The 17218-nt window shown below is 57.1% G+C and carries 19 protein-coding genes; 14 read left to right on the forward strand and 5 right to left on the reverse strand.

Annotated features, from left to right (window positions below):
• The 13 genes from KL786_RS11885 to KL786_RS11945 form a co-directional block, all read left to right on the forward strand.
• Positions 1-566 (forward strand): hypothetical protein (locus KL786_RS11885; protein ID WP_215517715.1); only part of this gene is annotated, 566 nt, incomplete at its 5' end.
• 1173 nt (positions 567-1739) lie between these two features.
• Complete coding sequence (locus tag KL786_RS11890) at positions 1740-2444, forward strand: recombinase family protein (RefSeq protein ID WP_215517716.1); 705 nt, start codon at positions 1740-1742, stop codon at positions 2442-2444.
• Between the two features lie 485 nt (positions 2445-2929).
• A complete protein-coding gene (locus tag KL786_RS11895; RefSeq protein ID WP_170045294.1) occupies positions 2930-3397 on the forward strand; it encodes a hypothetical protein in 468 nt (155 codons plus the stop codon).
• A 97-nt stretch (positions 3398-3494) separates the two neighbouring features.
• Positions 3495-3719, forward strand: coding sequence for a hypothetical protein (locus KL786_RS11900; protein ID WP_060540037.1), 225 nt, complete (start codon positions 3495-3497; stop codon positions 3717-3719).
• A 370-nt stretch (positions 3720-4089) separates the two neighbouring features.
• Positions 4090-4581 (forward strand): LEA/WHy family protein, encoded by a 492-nt coding sequence (locus KL786_RS11905; RefSeq protein ID WP_215517717.1) that lies wholly within the window; start codon positions 4090-4092, stop codon positions 4579-4581.
• Entirely contained in the window at positions 4578-4778 is a 201-nt protein-coding gene (locus tag KL786_RS11910; RefSeq protein WP_032858122.1) for an SEC-C metal-binding domain-containing protein, read from the forward strand. The genes KL786_RS11905 and KL786_RS11910 overlap by 4 nt, the downstream gene beginning before the upstream one ends.
• Before the next feature lie 152 nt (positions 4779-4930).
• A complete protein-coding gene (locus tag KL786_RS11915; RefSeq protein WP_215517718.1) occupies positions 4931-5575 on the forward strand; it encodes a glutathione S-transferase N-terminal domain-containing protein in 645 nt (214 codons plus the stop codon).
• A gap of 283 nt (positions 5576-5858) precedes the next feature.
• The gene (locus KL786_RS11920; RefSeq protein WP_215517719.1) at positions 5859-8300 is read left to right on the forward strand and encodes a penicillin acylase family protein; all 2442 of its coding nucleotides are present in this window, start codon (positions 5859-5861) and stop codon (positions 8298-8300) included.
• A gap of 243 nt (positions 8301-8543) precedes the next feature.
• A complete protein-coding gene (locus KL786_RS11925) occupies positions 8544-9326 on the forward strand; it encodes a transporter substrate-binding domain-containing protein (protein ID WP_215517720.1) in 783 nt (260 codons plus the stop codon).
• Positions 9327-9386: 60 nt separating this feature from the next.
• The gene (locus KL786_RS11930; protein ID WP_215517721.1) at positions 9387-10115 is read left to right on the forward strand and encodes an ABC transporter permease; all 729 of its coding nucleotides are present in this window, start codon (positions 9387-9389) and stop codon (positions 10113-10115) included.
• Entirely contained in the window at positions 10112-10822 is a 711-nt protein-coding gene (locus KL786_RS11935; RefSeq protein WP_215517722.1) for an ABC transporter permease, read from the forward strand. Before KL786_RS11930 ends, KL786_RS11935 begins: the two co-directional genes overlap by 4 nt.
• A 9-nt stretch (positions 10823-10831) precedes the next feature.
• Positions 10832-11950: a succinylglutamate desuccinylase/aspartoacylase family protein gene (locus tag KL786_RS11940; RefSeq protein ID WP_215517723.1), complete on the forward strand. Its 1119-nt coding sequence runs from the start codon at positions 10832-10834 to the stop codon at positions 11948-11950.
• Positions 11951-11963: 13 nt separating this feature from the next.
• Positions 11964-12725, forward strand: a complete 762-nt coding sequence (locus KL786_RS11945) for an ABC transporter ATP-binding protein (RefSeq protein ID WP_215517724.1) — start codon at positions 11964-11966, stop codon at positions 12723-12725.
• Positions 12726-12728: 3 nt separating this feature from the next.
• Here the strand turns inward: KL786_RS11945 and KL786_RS11950 are convergent, their stop codons facing one another.
• Positions 12729-12926, reverse strand: a complete 198-nt coding sequence (locus KL786_RS11950) for a hypothetical protein (protein ID WP_032858134.1) — start codon at positions 12924-12926, stop codon at positions 12729-12731.
• A 107-nt stretch (positions 12927-13033) separates the two neighbouring features.
• Positions 13034-13600: a dCTP deaminase gene (dcd, locus tag KL786_RS11955; RefSeq protein WP_093412595.1), complete on the reverse strand. Its 567-nt coding sequence runs from the start codon at positions 13598-13600 to the stop codon at positions 13034-13036.
• Positions 13601-13990: 390 nt separating this feature from the next.
• Between dcd and KL786_RS11960 the strand changes: the two genes are divergently transcribed.
• Positions 13991-14200, forward strand: a complete 210-nt coding sequence (locus KL786_RS11960) for a cold-shock protein (protein ID WP_002554837.1) — start codon at positions 13991-13993, stop codon at positions 14198-14200.
• Between the two features lie 194 nt (positions 14201-14394).
• Here KL786_RS11960 and rpoS read toward each other — a convergent pair whose 3' ends face one another.
• From rpoS to KL786_RS11975, 3 genes are all read right to left on the reverse strand, one after another.
• Positions 14395-15399 carry an RNA polymerase sigma factor RpoS gene (gene rpoS, locus KL786_RS11965; RefSeq protein ID WP_032858137.1) on the reverse strand — a complete coding sequence of 335 codons (1005 nt, stop codon included), beginning with the start codon at positions 15397-15399 and terminating at the stop codon, positions 14395-14397.
• Positions 15400-15504: 105 nt separating this feature from the next.
• Positions 15505-16338, reverse strand: a complete 834-nt coding sequence (locus tag KL786_RS11970; RefSeq protein ID WP_215517725.1) for a peptidoglycan DD-metalloendopeptidase family protein — start codon at positions 16336-16338, stop codon at positions 15505-15507.
• 211 nt (positions 16339-16549) lie between these two features.
• Positions 16550-17185: a protein-L-isoaspartate(D-aspartate) O-methyltransferase gene (locus KL786_RS11975; protein WP_169865481.1), complete on the reverse strand. Its 636-nt coding sequence runs from the start codon at positions 17183-17185 to the stop codon at positions 16550-16552.
• Positions 17186-17218: the final 33 nt, after the last annotated feature.

Consider the following 17218-nt stretch of genomic DNA (forward strand, 5'->3'; position numbering starts at 1 on the left):
TAGCGACAGCACAGGAGCCCGTACAACCGCACTGGAGCCCAGAGCACACGAAAGATGCTCTACGCCTCCGGGGAGTCGCTAACGACGCTCATATCGAAGCTCAGGAGCTGCCAACAAGTGATGTGGTTGCTCTGCCAGTGACGCGCGTTACCCGGCCCAAGAAAGTGACGATCAACAACATCGCCAAGCACGTCATGCTGGCAGACGTACAAGAAGAGTCGAGCAATGGCAGCCCCCAACAGAACTGGATTGAGGATTACGTTATGGGAGCGTGCTACACCGTCGCCGGCGCCAACAAGGGCAGGCTCAACGTGAACCCTACCCACGTCTTCGCAGCGGTCAAGATGGATGTGATCAGTACGGAGTCTGTACGCGCTGCATTCAGGAGTTCCAAGGGCGAACCACTCGGGAAAACTCAAGTGTCCCTGATCGCCCAATGCGCAAGGTTCGCCCTGACTGGGATGCAGATGCACCTTGATCGAAACCCTGCCCTGTACGACGCCTTACAGACCGAAGTGGACTTCATCACGGCATACTACGAGCCAAATCAGGCAGTTGCAGCATAACACTGTAACCTCCTGAGATCGCGTACAAGCCACGATAAGATAAAACCCACATCATGCCATACCCTCAGCACCTAAATCGCCTCCCTAGAGCCTACAGATGGCTTCCCACCCATGTCACACTTCACAGAAGAATAGAACTCAACGGAATATCGAAGATGTGGTCTAGGATGAAAATATTCTTCCAAAGCATGGTTGACAAATCAAGATTCCTGAGTATTTTAAAAAGCTCTTAATGGGTAAAAAAGGATTCTTATTAAGATCAAAAGCTTTTGATCTTGATCTTAAAGGCAGAAGCTCTTGATCCTATAAAATCAAAAGCTTGTTATTGAAGATCAAGATCAAAAGCTTTTGTGGGTGATTTCCAAATCCACAAACCCAGTGTATTTAAGATCTCAGAGATATTCCGGGACTATATAGAGACGGCAACGTCTCGGTAGTATCACAGTCGGCGTAGCCGATGGTTGAGCACGGTCAAGGCGGCAGCCTGATGGTATTACTCTTGAGATTTTGTCTTCGTTAGAAAAATAATAAAAATTACTGATAAATGTAGTTAGCAATTTATAATCTAGCACCTACCATCAAGCTTGCTTGACAATGTTATACCTATTGAACGTAGTTCAACGCTTAGCACGATGATGCAGAGCATCAGAAGCTTCATTTTAGATGTTATAGAATACTTTTAATAATTCTATTATTACTAACTAAAAATTGATCAACTTAAAGAGGTAACAGCTTACAGCTCACGCTGTAGTGTGCTAACGCCTGACTTCAGTCAGATGGGTGCTCAGCCGTGTCGGTGACGACACAGGTATATAACCTACTCAGACGCTAACAACCTGATTACAACCTGATCCCATCCAAGACAAACCCTTTCTCCATGGTAGCTTCCATGATGGAAATGCGCACCATCTGAGAAGTGAATCCCCGTATTCATTGGGCTTGAATGTCTTTGTGCTAAACCTGATGCGTTCACGCACACCAATAATCGTTTTTGTGCAAAATCGCATTTAATTGCATTCCCACTTGAAGCTACACCCTGAAACTTTTGATTCGTGCAACCACTTCTTCAATAAAGTGACGAAAAGCGTACTCAACGCAACCTTAACGATTCGTAGACGAACGTCAGCAATATGTTATGATGACCCAATCACGAACGATGACAGAGGGCGAACGATGAAACAGGTAGTGGCGTATGCACGGGTTAGCACAGACGATCAGTCACTTTCTGTTGCTGGTCAGTTTGCTGCTATCAAGATCGCCGCTGAGGCCAACGGATGGGAGATTGTTGCCGAGTTCACTGATCAAGGTGTATCAGGCAGCATCGACCCCCTAGAGCGTCCACAGTGCAAACTTGCCTTAGCCATGGCGAAAGGGCTGGGTTGTCCAATCATCGTTCACCGCCTCGACCGTCTTGGCCGTGACCACGCGCACTTCATCACCCTGCAAAAGAAATTCAAGTTCATCGAAGCCGAAGACGTACATGGCAGCGGTCTGGTGCGAAATATCAAATCTCTGCTAGCTGAAGAAGAACTGATGAAGATTCGCCAACGTACCAAGGATGGCCTTGCAGAGCTGAAGAAGGACGCGGCCAACGGCGATATTGAAGCTCAAGCCAAGATTGCACGCCGTGATGCCGGACGTGCAAAGGCATGGGCCATTGGTAACGGTGCTGCTGTGCAGGCTAAGGCAATCAACGCCAACAACCGTGCAAAGTCATTGGAATCTGAGCTGAAGGCTTGTTTGTACGATGGTCAACCAACATTCGCCGCCATCGCCAAATGCCTGAATGCCAAAGGCCTCACCACTGAACGGGGAAGCGTATTCCAACCCATGACAGTGAAGCGCCTGATGGAGCGATTGAACCTGTCTCTTGTATGATCCCAAGCCCATTCAGGAGGCTGTACATCGCTCGTGGTAGCGCGTTCACACCTACAGCAGTACGTCGCCTCATGCTCGCTTTCAACGTCTCCTCCTGAAGCTGTAGACGCCTCAGAGCCGACCAACTTATTTTGCTTTTCCGCAGGTTTCTATTTGAGCCAGTCGTGCAGTGTTAAGCACCTACCGTGCTCAACTTATTTTCCCCTGTCCTGTATCAGAACTCTCCGGAGCGAGTCACTTATTTTTGGCGGCGGATTTGGGAAATCGTATAGGAGTGCTTAGGCCGCTCCGGCGCCGGAGTTTGGTTTTGCGTGGAAAGAGTCAGAGCTTATTTTTCTGGCCGGAAACTCTGAACCGCTGGCGAAGCGCTACCCAAGATTTTACGGGCACTGGAAACTCGGCATGGAACGAGCCCACCCGGCATCTGGACAGTCATCACATCACACTGACACCATAAGGCCCCCTCACCCTTCAAGGATTGAATCTTGTCAGCCAAAAGAACTATCGGAATCGTGCTCGCGGTCGGCCTCGCCTACATTGTTATTAAAGGTGTGATCAATGCACCAACCAAACCTACAAGCTCGACCGGGGGCACCTACGCAGCTTCTGCTACCGTCACCGAGTACCCTGAAAGCACAGCAACTTACAACCAAGTGAACGCGGAAATAGGATGCAAAAGCACCTACAGCGATCAGAAGAAAGACGACATATTTAATGCGAAGTACAAAAATCACTGGATGACTTGGAAGGGAGAAGTCGTCTTGCTGGAATCTGAAGAGGCTTCCTTGAACGTGGATGGCGTAGGGACTCAAGACCTAAAGGTCGACTTCGCAGACAAGCAGGCCGGGTATGACCTCTCAAAAGGAAGCCAGCTCAAGGTGCGCTTCCTGATGAAGAGGGCTGGTGGGTGCTTCCTTCCTTTCAGCGGTCAAGATGCGACCGTGGTTCGATAGCCGCTCTTGATGATCAGGGTAATTCTACCCAAGCGTTTACCACCCAACTTGATAGTGGCAGAGTGACCACTTCTCAACCACGCAAGGAGCATAGGTAATGAAAGACATTGTTATCACCGTAGTGAATTTCTTCGCTTGGATTGGAATCATCGTTGCAACGGTCGTGGGTTACTTCGCAATGAAAGGTAACTATGAGTACATCGGTGCCCTGATTGGTTTCGCCGTTGGATGCCTAGGCTCTGGAGTGTGGTTTGTGCTATCTGCAATCCACCAGAATATCCAAACCATCCGAGATATAGCCGTCAAGCAGTCTCAAGCCTGAACAATACGGCGGCTAAAAAATCAGCCGCCAATCCCTCAGCCAGCCAGTGCAATTGCCCCAATCCATGCCTTCATGATGATTCTCTCGTCGTGTAGTGGCACGATGTTATCGGGCTCCGGGGCTTGATGCCAGTTAGCCTAACGTTCGCCTGCATTTACGCCAGCTATGATGTGATCGAAGGCACCGAAACAGCACGGTAGGTATTTGTAGCAGTAATTGAAGAAGTGTTGCTCCAGCTATCTGTAAAATTCCGCTTCTTTGTAGGAGCGAGCTTGCTCGCGAAGAACTAAAGGGCACCGCGTTTATCCAGGCTACGTGCGTTATCGTTAACGTCTTTCGCGAGCAAGCTCGCTCCTACAGGGACCACGCCATGGTTAGCCGGTTACTCGCGTATAGCTGCCTGCTCGCAGTGACCGTTGGCCTCTCGGGTTGCGCGTCCTGGTTCGCCGATGACACGCCGCCACCGCAGATCCATCTGGTCAAGGTCGAGTTGGTGCGCGCCAAGCTGCTGGAGCAGAAATTCAAACTGCACTTTCGTGTGGATAACCGCAGTGACTCGGACCTGACCGTGCGCGGCCTGATCTACAAGATCAGCCTGGCCGATGTGGAACTGACCGAAGGCGAGTCCAACGAATGGCTGACCATTGCGCCCCATGGCCGGGTTTTTTTCAAAGTCACGGTGCGCACCAACCTGTGGCCGCAGGTGCGGGAAATCGCCGACCTGCTGAAAAATCCGGATCGTCCCATCCCCTATCGCCTGGAAGGTGAGTTGAAAACCGGATTATTCATCGGTAACGACGTGCACGTGATGCGCAATGACGAGATAATCCCCGGCGATTTTATTCCGGAGCGACACCAATGACTCAGCAACCCCATGTCCATGGTCCTGACTGCAACCACGATCACGATCACCACGATCACGACCATGGTCATGTCCACGGCCCGAACTGCGGCCATGCCCACCAGGAACCCGTGCGCAATGCCCTGAAGGATGTGGGCCGCAACGACCCATGCCCATGCGGCAGCGCCAAGAAGTTCAAGAAGTGCCACGGCGTCTGATACGCCCCACGGAGCCGGCTTGCCGGCTCCTACAGTTCTATCGATAGACCCAAATATTTCATTGAATTTTCGGTAGTCGAACATTACCTATACCTACAGGCACATCATCGGGCGTCCTGCCCGTTCAAGCATCACCAATCCTGGAGAGCTTCATGATCGACCTGTATTACTGGACCACACCCAACGGTCACAAGATTTCGTTGTTCCTGGAAGAAGCCGGCCTGCCCTACGAGGTGCACCCGATCAACATTGGCCAGGGCGACCAGTTCAAGCCAGACTTCCTGAAGATCGCGCCCAACAACCGTATTCCCGCCATTGTCGATCAGCAGCCCAGCGACGGTGGTGCACCGATTTCCCTGTTTGAATCCGGTGCCATCCTGTTGTACCTCGCAGAAAAGACCGGCCAGTTCCTGCCCAGGGACCTGCGCGGTCGCCAGGAAGCCCTGCAATGGCTGTTCTGGCAAATGGGCGGCCTGGGCCCGATGGCCGGGCAGAATCACCATTTCAGCCAGTTCGCCCCGGAAAAAATCCCCTACGCCATCAAACGCTACGTCGATGAAACCGCCCGCCTCTATGGCGTACTGGACCGACGCCTGGCCGATCGCAGCTTCGTCGCCGGCGAGGCCTACAGCATTGCCGATATGGCGATCTACCCGTGGATCGTTTCCCACAAATGGCAGAGCCAGCGCCTGGAAGATTTTCCCCACCTGCATCGCTGGTTCAACCTGATCAAGGAGCGTCCGGCGACGGTGCGGGCCTATGATTTGGTGCAGAAGGTCAACCCGCCAAAATCCTGATTAGCGCAACTCCCTGTGGGAGCTGTCGAGCCCCAGCGAGGCTGCGATGACGGCGGCACAGGCGCCAGAGGGGTTGCCTGATCCACCGCTATCGCAGCCTCGCCAGGGTTCGACAGCTCCCACATTTGATCTTGGTCCAGGTCACGCGCGCCCTGACACGCCACCAACACCAACATTTACTCAATCAAATCCTGAAAATTAGCATCGCCTCCCGCTTGCGTCGGTTCGCCGCGCTCACTAACGTAGCGCCTTTACTGACGTTACCCCCCGCAGGAGCTTTGCCATGGCCTCGCCAGCCCTCTCACGTTTTCTTCCCCGGTTCGGCGTTGCCGCGGCAGTGGCCAGTGCCTTGGGCCTGGCCGGTTGCCAGTCACTGAACAGCCAGGACACCCTGCCTCCCGTTTCCGGCGTACAGCCGCTCAAGGGCCTGGCGCAAAATGTCTCCGTGCGGCGCAACAGCCAGGGTATGCCGCTGATTGAGAGCAGCACGTTCCACGATGCGCTGTTCACCCTCGGTTATGTGCACGCCAGCGACCGGATCAGCCAGATGGTCACCCTGCGCCTGCTGGCCCAGGGCCGCCTGGCGGAAATGTCCGGGCCGGATGTGCTGGATGTCGACCGTTTCATGCGTGCAGTCAACCTGAAGAAAAGCGCCAGCGAGCTGTACAACGCCTCGTCACCGCGCCTCAAGCGCTTCTTCGAAGTGTATGCACGCGGGGTCAACGCCTACCTGTTCCGCTACCGCGACAAGCTGCCGGCAGACCTGGCCCAGACCGGCTATAAGCCCGAATACTGGAAGCCGGAGGATTCGGCGCTGCTGTTCTGCCTGCTCAACTTCAGTGAGTCGGCCAACCTGCAGGAAGAACTGTCCGCCCTGGTACTGGCGCAAAAAATCGGCGCCGACAAACTCGCCTGGCTGACCCCAAGCTACCCAGATGAACCGCTGCCTACGGCGGAGTCCGACAAGCTCAAGGGCGTCAACCTCGGGCAGATTCCCGGTCTCGCCACGCTCACCAGCATCAATGAGCGCCTGGGCAGTCTCAACACCCTCGGGGTTTCCACCTCCAGCAACTGGGCCATCGCCCCGCAACGCAGCCGCAGTGGCCGCAGCCTGCTGGCGAACGACCTGTCGACGCCAATGCAGGCGCCGTCCTTGTGGACTTTCGTACAAATCCGCGCGCCGAAATACCAGGCGGCCGGGGTGTCGATGGCCGGGATTCCTACCCTGCTGTCGGGCTTCAACGGCAAGGTGGCCTGGAGCATGAGCCAGGTGTCCGGTGATACCCAGGACCTGTTCCTGGAGAAGGTCAAACGCCAGGGCAGCGCGCTGTACTACGAACACAATGGCAAATGGCTGCCGACCATCGTGCGCAACGAGACCTTCTTCGCCAAGGGCCAGCGACCGATTCGCGAGGCCGTGTACGAAACCCGTCACGGGCCGCTGCTCAACAGCGCCCAGTCGCTGACCAGCGGTTATGGCCTGGCCCTGCAAACCGCCGACTTCAAGGATGACAAGAGCCTGGATGCGTTTTTCGACCTGTCCCGGGCGCAGAACGTGGAAAAAGCCTCGGACGCCAGCCGCGAGATTCGTGCGATCCCCCTGAACATGGTGTTTGCCGACGCCAGCAATATCGGCTGGCAGGTCACCGGGCGCTTCCCCAACCGCCGCGAAGGCGAAGGCCTGCTGCCGTCGCCTGGCTGGGACGGGCGCTTTGACTGGGATGGCTACGCGGACGCGATGCTGCACCCCTATGACCAGGACCCGCCACAAGGTTGGGTCGGCACGGCCAGCCAGCGCACCGTACCCCACGGCTATGGCATGCAACTGTCCAACTCCTGGGCCGCGCCGGAGCGCAGCGAACGCCTGGCGCAACTGGCAGGCAACGGCAAGCACGACAGCCGTAGCGTAATCGCCATGCAGTACGACCAGACCACGCTGTTCGCTGCCAAGCTCAAAGGCATGTTCCAGGCGCCGGGTATGGCCCAGCCACTGAAACAGGCGATCGATGCCCTGCCTGCCGCCGATCGGGCCAAGGCGCAGGAGGCCCTGGGCCGCCTGATGGCGTTCGACGGGCGCCTGGCCGCCACGTCGAGCGATGCTGCGATCTACCAACTGTTCCTGCAGGAAAGCGCCAAGCAGATTTTCCTCGATGAACTGGGCCCGCAAACCAGTGCCACCTGGAAAGCCTTTGTGAGCAACGCCAACCTGTCCTACGCCGCCCAGGCTGATCATCTGTTGGGGCGCGAAGACAGCCCATTCTGGGACGACCTGCGCACTGCGCAAAAAGAAGACAAACCGGTGATCCTCGCCCGCAGCCTGGCCGCTGCGATCACCGCCGGCGACAGCCTGCTGGGCGCAGATCACAAGGCCTGGCAATGGGGCAAATTGCACAGCTACACCTGGAAGAACACCAGCAGCCAGACCCTGCGTGGTCCGGTGGCGGCAGGTGGCGATCACACCACCTTGAATGCATCGCCCTACAACTGGGGGCAGGACTTCGCCACCACTCAGGTCCAGGCCCTGCGCATGATTGTGGATTTCGGCCAGGTGGAACCGATGATGGGCCAGGGCGGTATCGGCCAATCCGGCAACCCCGCCAGCCCGAACTACGTCAATGGCATCGATCCGTGGCTCAAGGCGCAATACTTGAGTTTCCCGATGCAACCGCAGAACTTTGACAAGGTGTACGGCAAGACTCGATTGACTCTGGTCCCTGGGAAATAACCCCATATAGGAGCTGACGAGCCAGCTCCTGCAGTTCGTGACCCGCCTGCACTGCAATGGTGCTGAAGATCTGTAGCGCCCGATATCGGGCGCTTACCACGTTGCCCTTCGCGTAATCCTGCCAATTTAAAAGACTGTTCAGAACTATGGTGCAGAAATTGCTACCTGGGATACGTCTGACACCGTTCAGTAACAGTCCTAATCGCGCCACAAGCGCTTATCTTGGTTTCCAGGGATTACTTAATGAAAAAAGCATTGCTGACCCTTTCTGCACTCGCGCTGTGCATGGCCGCCGGTACCGCCTTGGCCAAGGAATACAAAGAATTGCGTTTTGGTGTGGACCCTTCCTACGCGCCGTTTGAATCCAAGGCCGCCGACGGCAGCCTGGTGGGTTTCGATATCGACCTGGGCAATGCCATTTGTGCGGAGCTGAAGGTCAAGTGCAAGTGGGTGGAAAGCGACTTCGACGGCATGATCCCAGGCCTGAAAGCCAAGAAGTTCGACGGTGTGATTTCCTCCATGACCGTGACCCCGGCCCGCGAAAAAGTCATCGACTTTTCCAATGAGCTGTTTTCCGGGCCCACCTCCTATGTCTTCAAAAAAGGTTCGGGCCTGAGCGAAGACACCGCATCCCTCAAAGGCAAGACGGTGGGGTATGAGCAAGGCACCATCCAGGAAGCCTACGCCAAGGCCGTGCTGGATAAGGCCGGGGTGAAAACCCAGGCCTATCAGAACCAGGACCAGGTCTATGCCGACCTGACTTCGGGCCGCCTCGATGCATCGATCCAGGACATGCTGCAAGCCGAACTGGGCTTTTTGAAGTCGCCACAAGGCGCGGACTACGAAGTCAGCAAGCCGGTGGACAGCGAACTGCTGCCCTCCAAGACCGCCGTGGGCATCGCAAAAGGTAACAAAGAGCTGAAAGCCCTTCTGGATAAAGGTATCAAAGCGTTACACGATGATGGCACCTACGCCACCATCCAGAAAAAGCACTTTGGCGATCTGAACCTGTTCAGCGGCAAGTAATGCTGCGGTGCCCGCTCCGGCAAGGAGCGGGCGCACGACCGATGGCCAAAGGCATACCCTATGTTTGAAGACCTGTTGCAGACCCTCGGGCTTGGCGCGTTCAGCCTGAAAGGGTTTGGCCCGCTGTTGCTGCAAGGTACCTGGATGACCATCAAGTTGTCGGTGCTGTCCCTGGCCGTCAGCGTCGTACTGGGGCTGATCGGTGCCAGCGCCAAGCTGTCCAGCCTGGCGTTATTGCGCATTCCAGCACAGCTCTACACCACCTTGATTCGCGGGGTGCCGGACCTGGTGCTGATGCTGCTGATTTTCTACAGCCTGCAAACCTGGCTGACCGGGTTCACCGACTACATGGAATGGGAGTACATCGAGATCAACCCGTTCGGCGCCGGGGTGATTACCCTGGGCTTTATCTACGGCGCCTATTTCACCGAGACCTTTCGTGGTGCGATCCTCGCCGTACCCCGTGGCCAGTTGGAAGCCGCCACCGCCTATGGCCTCAAGCGCGGGCAGCGCTTTCGCTACGTGACCTTCCCGCAAATGATGCGCTTCGCCCTGCCGGGCATCGGCAATAACTGGATGGTGATGCTCAAGGCCACGGCGCTGGTATCAATCATCGGCCTGGCCGACGTGGTCAAGGCCGCACAGGACGCCGGCAAGAGCACTTACCAACTGTTCTTTTTCCTGGTGGTCGCGGCCTTGATCTACCTGGTCATCACCAGCGTCTCCAACCTCGTCCTGCGCTGGCTGGAAAGCCGTTACTCCGCAGGCGTACGGGAGGCGGTGCGATGATCGAACTGCTGCAGGAATACTGGCGGCCCTTCCTCTACAGCGACGGTAGCCACATCACCGGCCTGGCCATGACGCTGTGGCTGCTCACGGCCTCGCTCGGCATTGGCTTCGTGGTGTCGATCCCGCTGTCCATCGCCCGCGTCTCGCCCAGCCGCTGGGTGCGCTGGCCGGTGCAGTTCTACACCTATCTGTTTCGCGGCACACCGCTCTATATCCAGTTGCTGATTTGCTACACCGGCATCTACAGCCTTGCCGCCATTCGCGCGCAACCGGTGCTGGATGCGTTCTTTCGCGACGCAATGAACTGCACCCTGCTCGCCTTCGCCCTCAACACCTGCTCCTACACCACCGAGATATTCGCCGGCGCCATTCGCAGCATGGCCCACGGCGAAGTCGAGGCGGCCAAAGCCTATGGCCTGAGCGGCTGGAAACTGTACGCCTACGTGATCATGCCCTCGGCCCTGCGCCGCTCATTGCCGTACTACAGTAATGAAGTGATCCTGATGCTGCACTCGACGACGGTAGCCTTTACCGCGACGATCCCGGACATTCTCAAAGTGGCCCGGGATGCCAACTCGGCTACCTTCCTGACCTTCCAATCGTTCGGTATCGCTGCGCTGATCTACCTGACCGTGACCTTTGCCCTGGTCGGTCTGTTTCGTCTGGCGGAGCGTCGCTGGCTGGCCTTTCTCGGGCCGAGCCATTAAGGAGCCCCTATGCGGCAACAGATTCATCCCCTCCTGGCGCCCGTGCCGGGCACGGCACGGCAGATCCACAGCTTCCATTTCGGGCCCGAGCAGGCCGAAGGCAAAATCTACATCCAATCCTCGCTGCACGCCGATGAACTGCCGGGCATGCTGGTGGCCTGGCACTTAAAGGCCCGTTTGGCAGAACTGGCAGCTGCCGGGCGCCTGCGCAGCGAAATCGTGCTGGTGCCCGTGGCCAACCCGGTGGGCCTGGAGCAGGTGCTGATGGATATTCCCCTGGGCCGCTACGAACTGGAGAGCGGGCAGAACTTCAATCGCCTGTTTATCGACCTCAGCGAAGAGGTCGGCAACCAGGTCGAAGGCCTGCTGGGGGATGATCCAAGGCTTAACGTCGCATTGATCCGCGACAGTCTGCGCCAGGCTCTCGACCGCCATGCACCGGTCACGCAACTGCAATCCCTGCGCCTGGTGCTGCAACGCCTGGCCTGTGATGCCGATATGGTGCTGGACCTGCATTGCGACTTCGAAGCCGTCGCCCATCTGTACACCACACCCGAGGCCTGGCCCCAGGTCGAGCCGTTGGCCCGTTACATCGGCGCCGAAGCCAGCCTGTTGGCCACCGACTCCGGCGGGCAATCCTTCGATGAGTGTTTCACCCTGCTCTGGTGGCAGTTGCAGCAACGTTTTGGCGAACGCTTCGAGATTCCCCTCGGCAGCTTTTCCGTGACCCTGGAGTTACGCGGCCAGGGCGATGTCAATCACGGCCTGGCCAGCCTCGACTGCCAGGCGATCATCGACTACCTGATCCGCTTTGGTGCCATCAGCGGCGAGCCTGCCCTCCTGCCAGACTTGCCCTACCCCGCCACGCCACTGGCCGCCGTCGAGCCGGTAGCCACCCCGGAGGGTGGCCTGCTGGTGTTCCACGCATTGCCAGGGGAATACCTGGAAGCCGGGCAGTTAGTCGCCGAGGTCATCGACCCCATTCACGACCGCGTCACCCCCATTCACAACCGCCACGCCGGCCTGATGTATGCCCGATCGTTGCGACGCATGGCCACGGCCGGCATGGTCATTGCCCATGTCGCCGGACTTACGCCCTATCGCAGCGGCTATTTACTATCGCCTTGAGGATGCACGCCCCATGTACAAACTGACCGTTGAAGGCCTGCACAAAAGCTATGGCGACCATGAAGTGCTCAAAGGTGTTTCGCTCAAGGCCAAAAGCGGTGATGTGATCAGCCTGATCGGCGCCAGCGGCTCGGGGAAAAGCACCTTCCTGCGTTGCATCAACTTCCTTGAACAACCCAATGACGGCGCCATGAGCCTCGACGGCCAGCCGATCCGCATGGTCAGCGACCGCAACGGCATGCGCGTGGCCGACGAAGACGAGCTGCAGCGCCTGCGCACCCGCCTGGCGATGGTGTTCCAGCACTTCAACCTGTGGAGCCATATGAGCGTGCTGGAAAACATCACCATGGCCCCGCGCCGGGTCTTGGGGTGCAGCAAAAAGGACGCCGAGGCGCGTGCCCGGCGCTATCTGGACAAGGTGGGGTTGGCCGCACGGGTGGCCGACCAGTATCCGGCGTTCCTCTCGGGTGGCCAGCAGCAGCGGGTGGCTATCGCCCGCGCCCTGGCAATGGAGCCGGAAGTGATGCTGTTCGACGAGCCGACCTCAGCCCTGGACCCGGAATTGGTCGGCGAAGTGCTGAAGGTGATCCAGGGCTTGGCTGAAGAGGGGCGGACCATGATCATGGTGACCCACGAGATGAGCTTTGCACGCAAGGTATCGAGCCAGGTGCTGTTTTTGCACCAGGGCCTGGTGGAGGAGCAAGGCGCACCGGAAGACGTGCTGGGCAACCCGAGAAGCGAGCGGCTGCAACAGTTCCTGACGGGACACGTGTAGGCGTCAGGCCACAGGCGCGGGAGGTGGCTCGTCCGGCAGGGTCGGGACGCCAGGCTCGGAGGGTTGTTCCGGGGTGTCGGGGTCTGGCTGGCCTGGAATGCCGCCGGCGGCGGGGTCGGCCATCAGGGACCAGGCCAGAACACCAATCTGATTGGGTTCCAGCCGGGCGAGTTCGGCGCTGATTCGCGGGTCGATCTTCATAGGGTACTCCTCAAGCGTGGCTCGGCGCGCTGTGCACGCGCCGAGGCAGTACACCCAATAGAGTGCCTGCCCGCTGACAAATTCCCTTGATCTGTAAGACGTTTCTATCAGGTGCGTGGCAGAGTGACGCCGCGCTGGCCCTGGTACTTGCCGCCACGGTCCTTATAGGACACTTCGCACTCTTCATCGGATTCGAAGAACAGCATCTGCGCCACACCTTCATTGGCGTAGATCTTGGCGGGCAAGGTGGTGGTGTTGGAGAACTCCAGGGTCACATGACCTTCCCACTCCGGCTCAAGCGGGGTCACGTTGACGATGATGCCGCAGCGCGCGTAGGTGCTCTTGCCCAGGCAGATGGTCAGGACGTTGCGCGGAATACGGAAGAACTCGACGGTGCGCGCCAGGGCAAAGGAGTTTGGCGGGATGATGCACACGTCGCTCTTCACATCGACGAAGCTCTTCTCGTCGAAGTTTTTCGGATCGACGGTGGCCGAGTTGATGTTGGTGAAGACCTTGAACTCATCGGCGCAACGCACATCGTAGCCGTAGCTGGAAACCCCGAACGAGATCAGGCGCTCGGTGCCTTCACCGCGCATCTGGCGCTCGACGAAGGGTTCGATCATGCCGTGCTCTTGCGCCATGCGGCGAATCCACTTGTCCGATTTGATGCTCATGGCGGGTGTCCTGAATAGCGAGGTGGAAAATTCTGTTGGGCATCTTACCGGGGCTGGCCTCGCGGTTCAAAGGACGCGGGGGTTTTTCTTGATTAAGTTGCGCCCGGTCACTGTCAGCCGTGTAGACCGGGCCCTGGCCCTGAATTGACGGCACGCGGGCCTGTAAAGGGCACCGCCAGTCACGAAAATAGAGAAACCTTCGGAAATACCATTGGCACGTTCCGGAAAAAGGGTTAAGGTGGCGCCACTGTGCTGCTTGTGTCACTGAGAATCTCTACACGATGTTGAATTTCGATCCAACCATCTCCAAGAATTTTTCCTGCTCTTTGCACTCAGTCTCGGCCAGGGCTTTTCCTGAGTCGCAGTTAACTTTGTCCAAGGAGATACACCATGTCTAATCGCCAAACTGGTACCGTTAAGTGGTTCAACGATGAAAAAGGCTTCGGCTTCATCACTCCACAATCCGGTGACGACCTGTTCGTTCACTTCAAAGCTATCCAATCCGACGGCTTCAAAAGCCTGAAAGAAGGCCAACAGGTTTCTTTCATCGCTACCCGCGGTCAGAAAGGCATGCAAGCTGAAGAAGTTCAAGTTATCTAACTTGTACTGACTTAGTCGAAAGAACCCCGCCCTTAAAAGCGGGGTTTTTTTATGCCTGTCATTCGACCGTTATGGTCGAGCATAAAAAATGTGGGAGCGGGCTTGCTCGCGAATGCGCTGGATCAGTCGGTACATCTGTCGACTGATACGCCGCGTTCGCGAGCAAGCCCGCTCCCACATTGGGTCAAGCGTCGTTATTGAAACAACGACTCACTCGACAAGCCATTCTTCTCCAGGATCTCCCGCAAGCGCTTGAGACCCTCCACCTGGATCTGCCGCACCCGCTCACGGGTCAGGCCGATTTCCAGGCCAACATCTTCCAGGGTACTGCTTTCATGGCCGCGCAACCCGAAGCGGCGAATCACCACCTCACGCTGCTTGTCCGTCAGCTCTGAAAGCCACTGGTCGATACTTTGCGACAGATCATCGTCCTGCAACAGCTCACATGGATCTGTTGGACGATCATCCGTCAGGGTGTCCAGCAGGGTTTTATCCGAATCCGGACCCAGCGAGACATCGACCGAAGACACACGCTCATTGAGACCCAGCATGCGCTTGACCTCGCCCACTGGTTTTTCCAGCAGGTTGGCGATCTCTTCAGGCGAAGGTTCATGATCAAGTTTCTGGGTAAGCTCACGCGCTGCCCGCAGGTAGACGTTAAGCTCCTTGACGACATGAATCGGCAACCGGATGGTCCGGGTCTGATTCATGATTGCCCGTTCGATGGTCTGGCGAATCCACCACGTCGCGTAGGTCGAGAAGCGGAAACCCCGCTCAGGGTCGAACTTCTCGACTGCCCGGATCAAGCCGAGGTTGCCCTCTTCGATCAGGTCCAACAGGGAAAGCCCACGATTGACGTAGCGTCGGGCGATTTTCACCACCAGCCGCAAGTTGCTTTCAATCATGCGCTTGCGCCCAGCCGGATCGCCCTTCTGCGACAAGCGCGCAAAAAAGACTTCTTCTTCGGGAGTGAGCAAGGGGGAAAAGCCGATTTCATTGAGGTACAACTGGGTCGCATCAAGCGCCCGGGTGTAGTCAATATACTTATGCTGTTTTAACGCTGTGGAGTTTTTGGACTTGGTGCGAACTGAAGGTACAGCGGGTCCCTCATTCGACATCGATTCCGTCCCGATGCCGGTCTCCATAAGGAGAACCTCATCGTCGATGTCAAACTCCGGCGCTTCTTTACTGAGAGCCATTGTTATAGTCCTTTGGTGAGTTCGACCTCAAGCTCAAGCGACGCCTTTATCCTTGGCAACGCTGGAGCCTGTTCCTTCTACGTGAGGGAACAGGCTGGCAACACATCAACGACGGGGTAGGAATTGCAGCGGATCTACAGGTTTCCCTTGGCGGCGAATCTCAAAGTGCAGTTTCACCCGGTCTGTACCAGTTGACCCCATTTCGGCAATTGTCTGTCCGACTTTGACCTGCTGCCCCTCCCGAACCAACAACCTGCGGTTATGACCGTAGGCACTGACGTAGGTATCGCTGTGTTTGATGATGACTAATTCGCCGTAGCCCCGTAAACCACTCCCGGCGTATACAACCGTCCCATCAGACGCAGCTAAAACAGGCTGTCCCAAATCCCCGGCGATATCAATGCCTTTATTCAAACTACCGTTTGAGGAGAATTTCCCAATAAGGATGCCATTTGAGGGCCATCCCCAACCCTTCGGTGCAGGCCCTGCAGGTGGCAACGGCGCGGGTGCTGGCTTGCTCGCAGCGGCCGGCGCAGCAGTGCCGGCGGGCCGTGTAAAGACCGTGGTCTTGCTCGAGGAAGAGGGCGAGGAACCGGATTTTGTCACAACTGCCGTGGGTGCCGAACCCGTGCGACCATCGAAGCGAATGGTCTGCCCAGGATGTATCGTATAAGGCACAGGAATGTTGTTACGTGCGGCGAGCGCCTTGTAGTCCCAGCCATACCGGAAGGCGATCGAGAACATCGTATCGCCCTTGCGCACCACGTATTGCCCGGTGGTCACTGTAGGCCGCTGCGGTGCCGCATTATTGCGGTCGACGACCCGAGCCCCGCTGCCCGTGCTGGAGCAGGCGGCCAACAAGGAACTCAAGACAAGGCCAATCACCAGTCGCTGAAAGCTCGTTTTACTCATACGCTGCGCAATGACTGTGAGACTCACCCGCCGCTCCCTTTGTGGTGGCTGAAACATGAACGCCTGTATCAGGCTTGAAATATGTTGCAAGTATAACTGGCTGCCGGACTTTAACCGGCAACAAGGTAGAAACGAAAAATTCATCCCGTTTAATAACTACCCAACTTGATGTTGACTCAATGAACCCCGCTGTAAGACACATACCCGAGGATAGAATTCAGTATGCCGTCATAAATGATCAGGCCAAGGGGCCATTGAGTAACGGAACGAAACGCACCGCCCCCAGAACATGCCGGGAAAAACCTTCTTCTTCACGCACGATCAACATCAACTGTTGCACTTCGCCCGACCCCACCGGAATCACCAGGCGCCCGCCCGGAGCCAATTGGTCGAGGAGCGCCTGGGGTACATCGGTGGCTACGGCCGTCACGATAATACCGTTGTAAGGCGCCAATGCCGGCCAGCCTTCCCAGCCGTCACCCCAGCGAAAGACCACATTGCGCAGGTTCAGCTCCACCAGGCGCTCCTTGGCCCGATCCTGCAGAACCTTGATCCGCTCGACGGAAAACACCCGCTCGACCAATTGCGAGAGCACGGCGGTCTGGTAGCCGGAGCCCGTACCAATCTCCAGCACTTTGTCCAATGGACCCGCGGCCAACAGCAGCTCGCTCATCCGCGCCACCATATAGGGCTGGGAGATGGTCTGGTTATGGCCAATGGGCAACGCGGTGTCTTCGTAGGCACGATGGGCCAGGGCCTCATCGACAAACAGATGGCGCGGGGTTCGACGGATGACTTCCAATACCTGGGCGTTGGACAGGCCCTCTTCGTAGAGCCGCTGGATCAAGCGTTCACGGGTGCGTTGGGAGGTCATGCCGATACCCCGGCGCAACAGGTCGTCCTGTTC

Origin of the sequence: Pseudomonas sp. TAE6080, assembly GCF_018732265.1 — a bacterium.
GTDB lineage: Bacteria > Pseudomonadota > Gammaproteobacteria > Pseudomonadales > Pseudomonadaceae > Aquipseudomonas > Aquipseudomonas brenneri.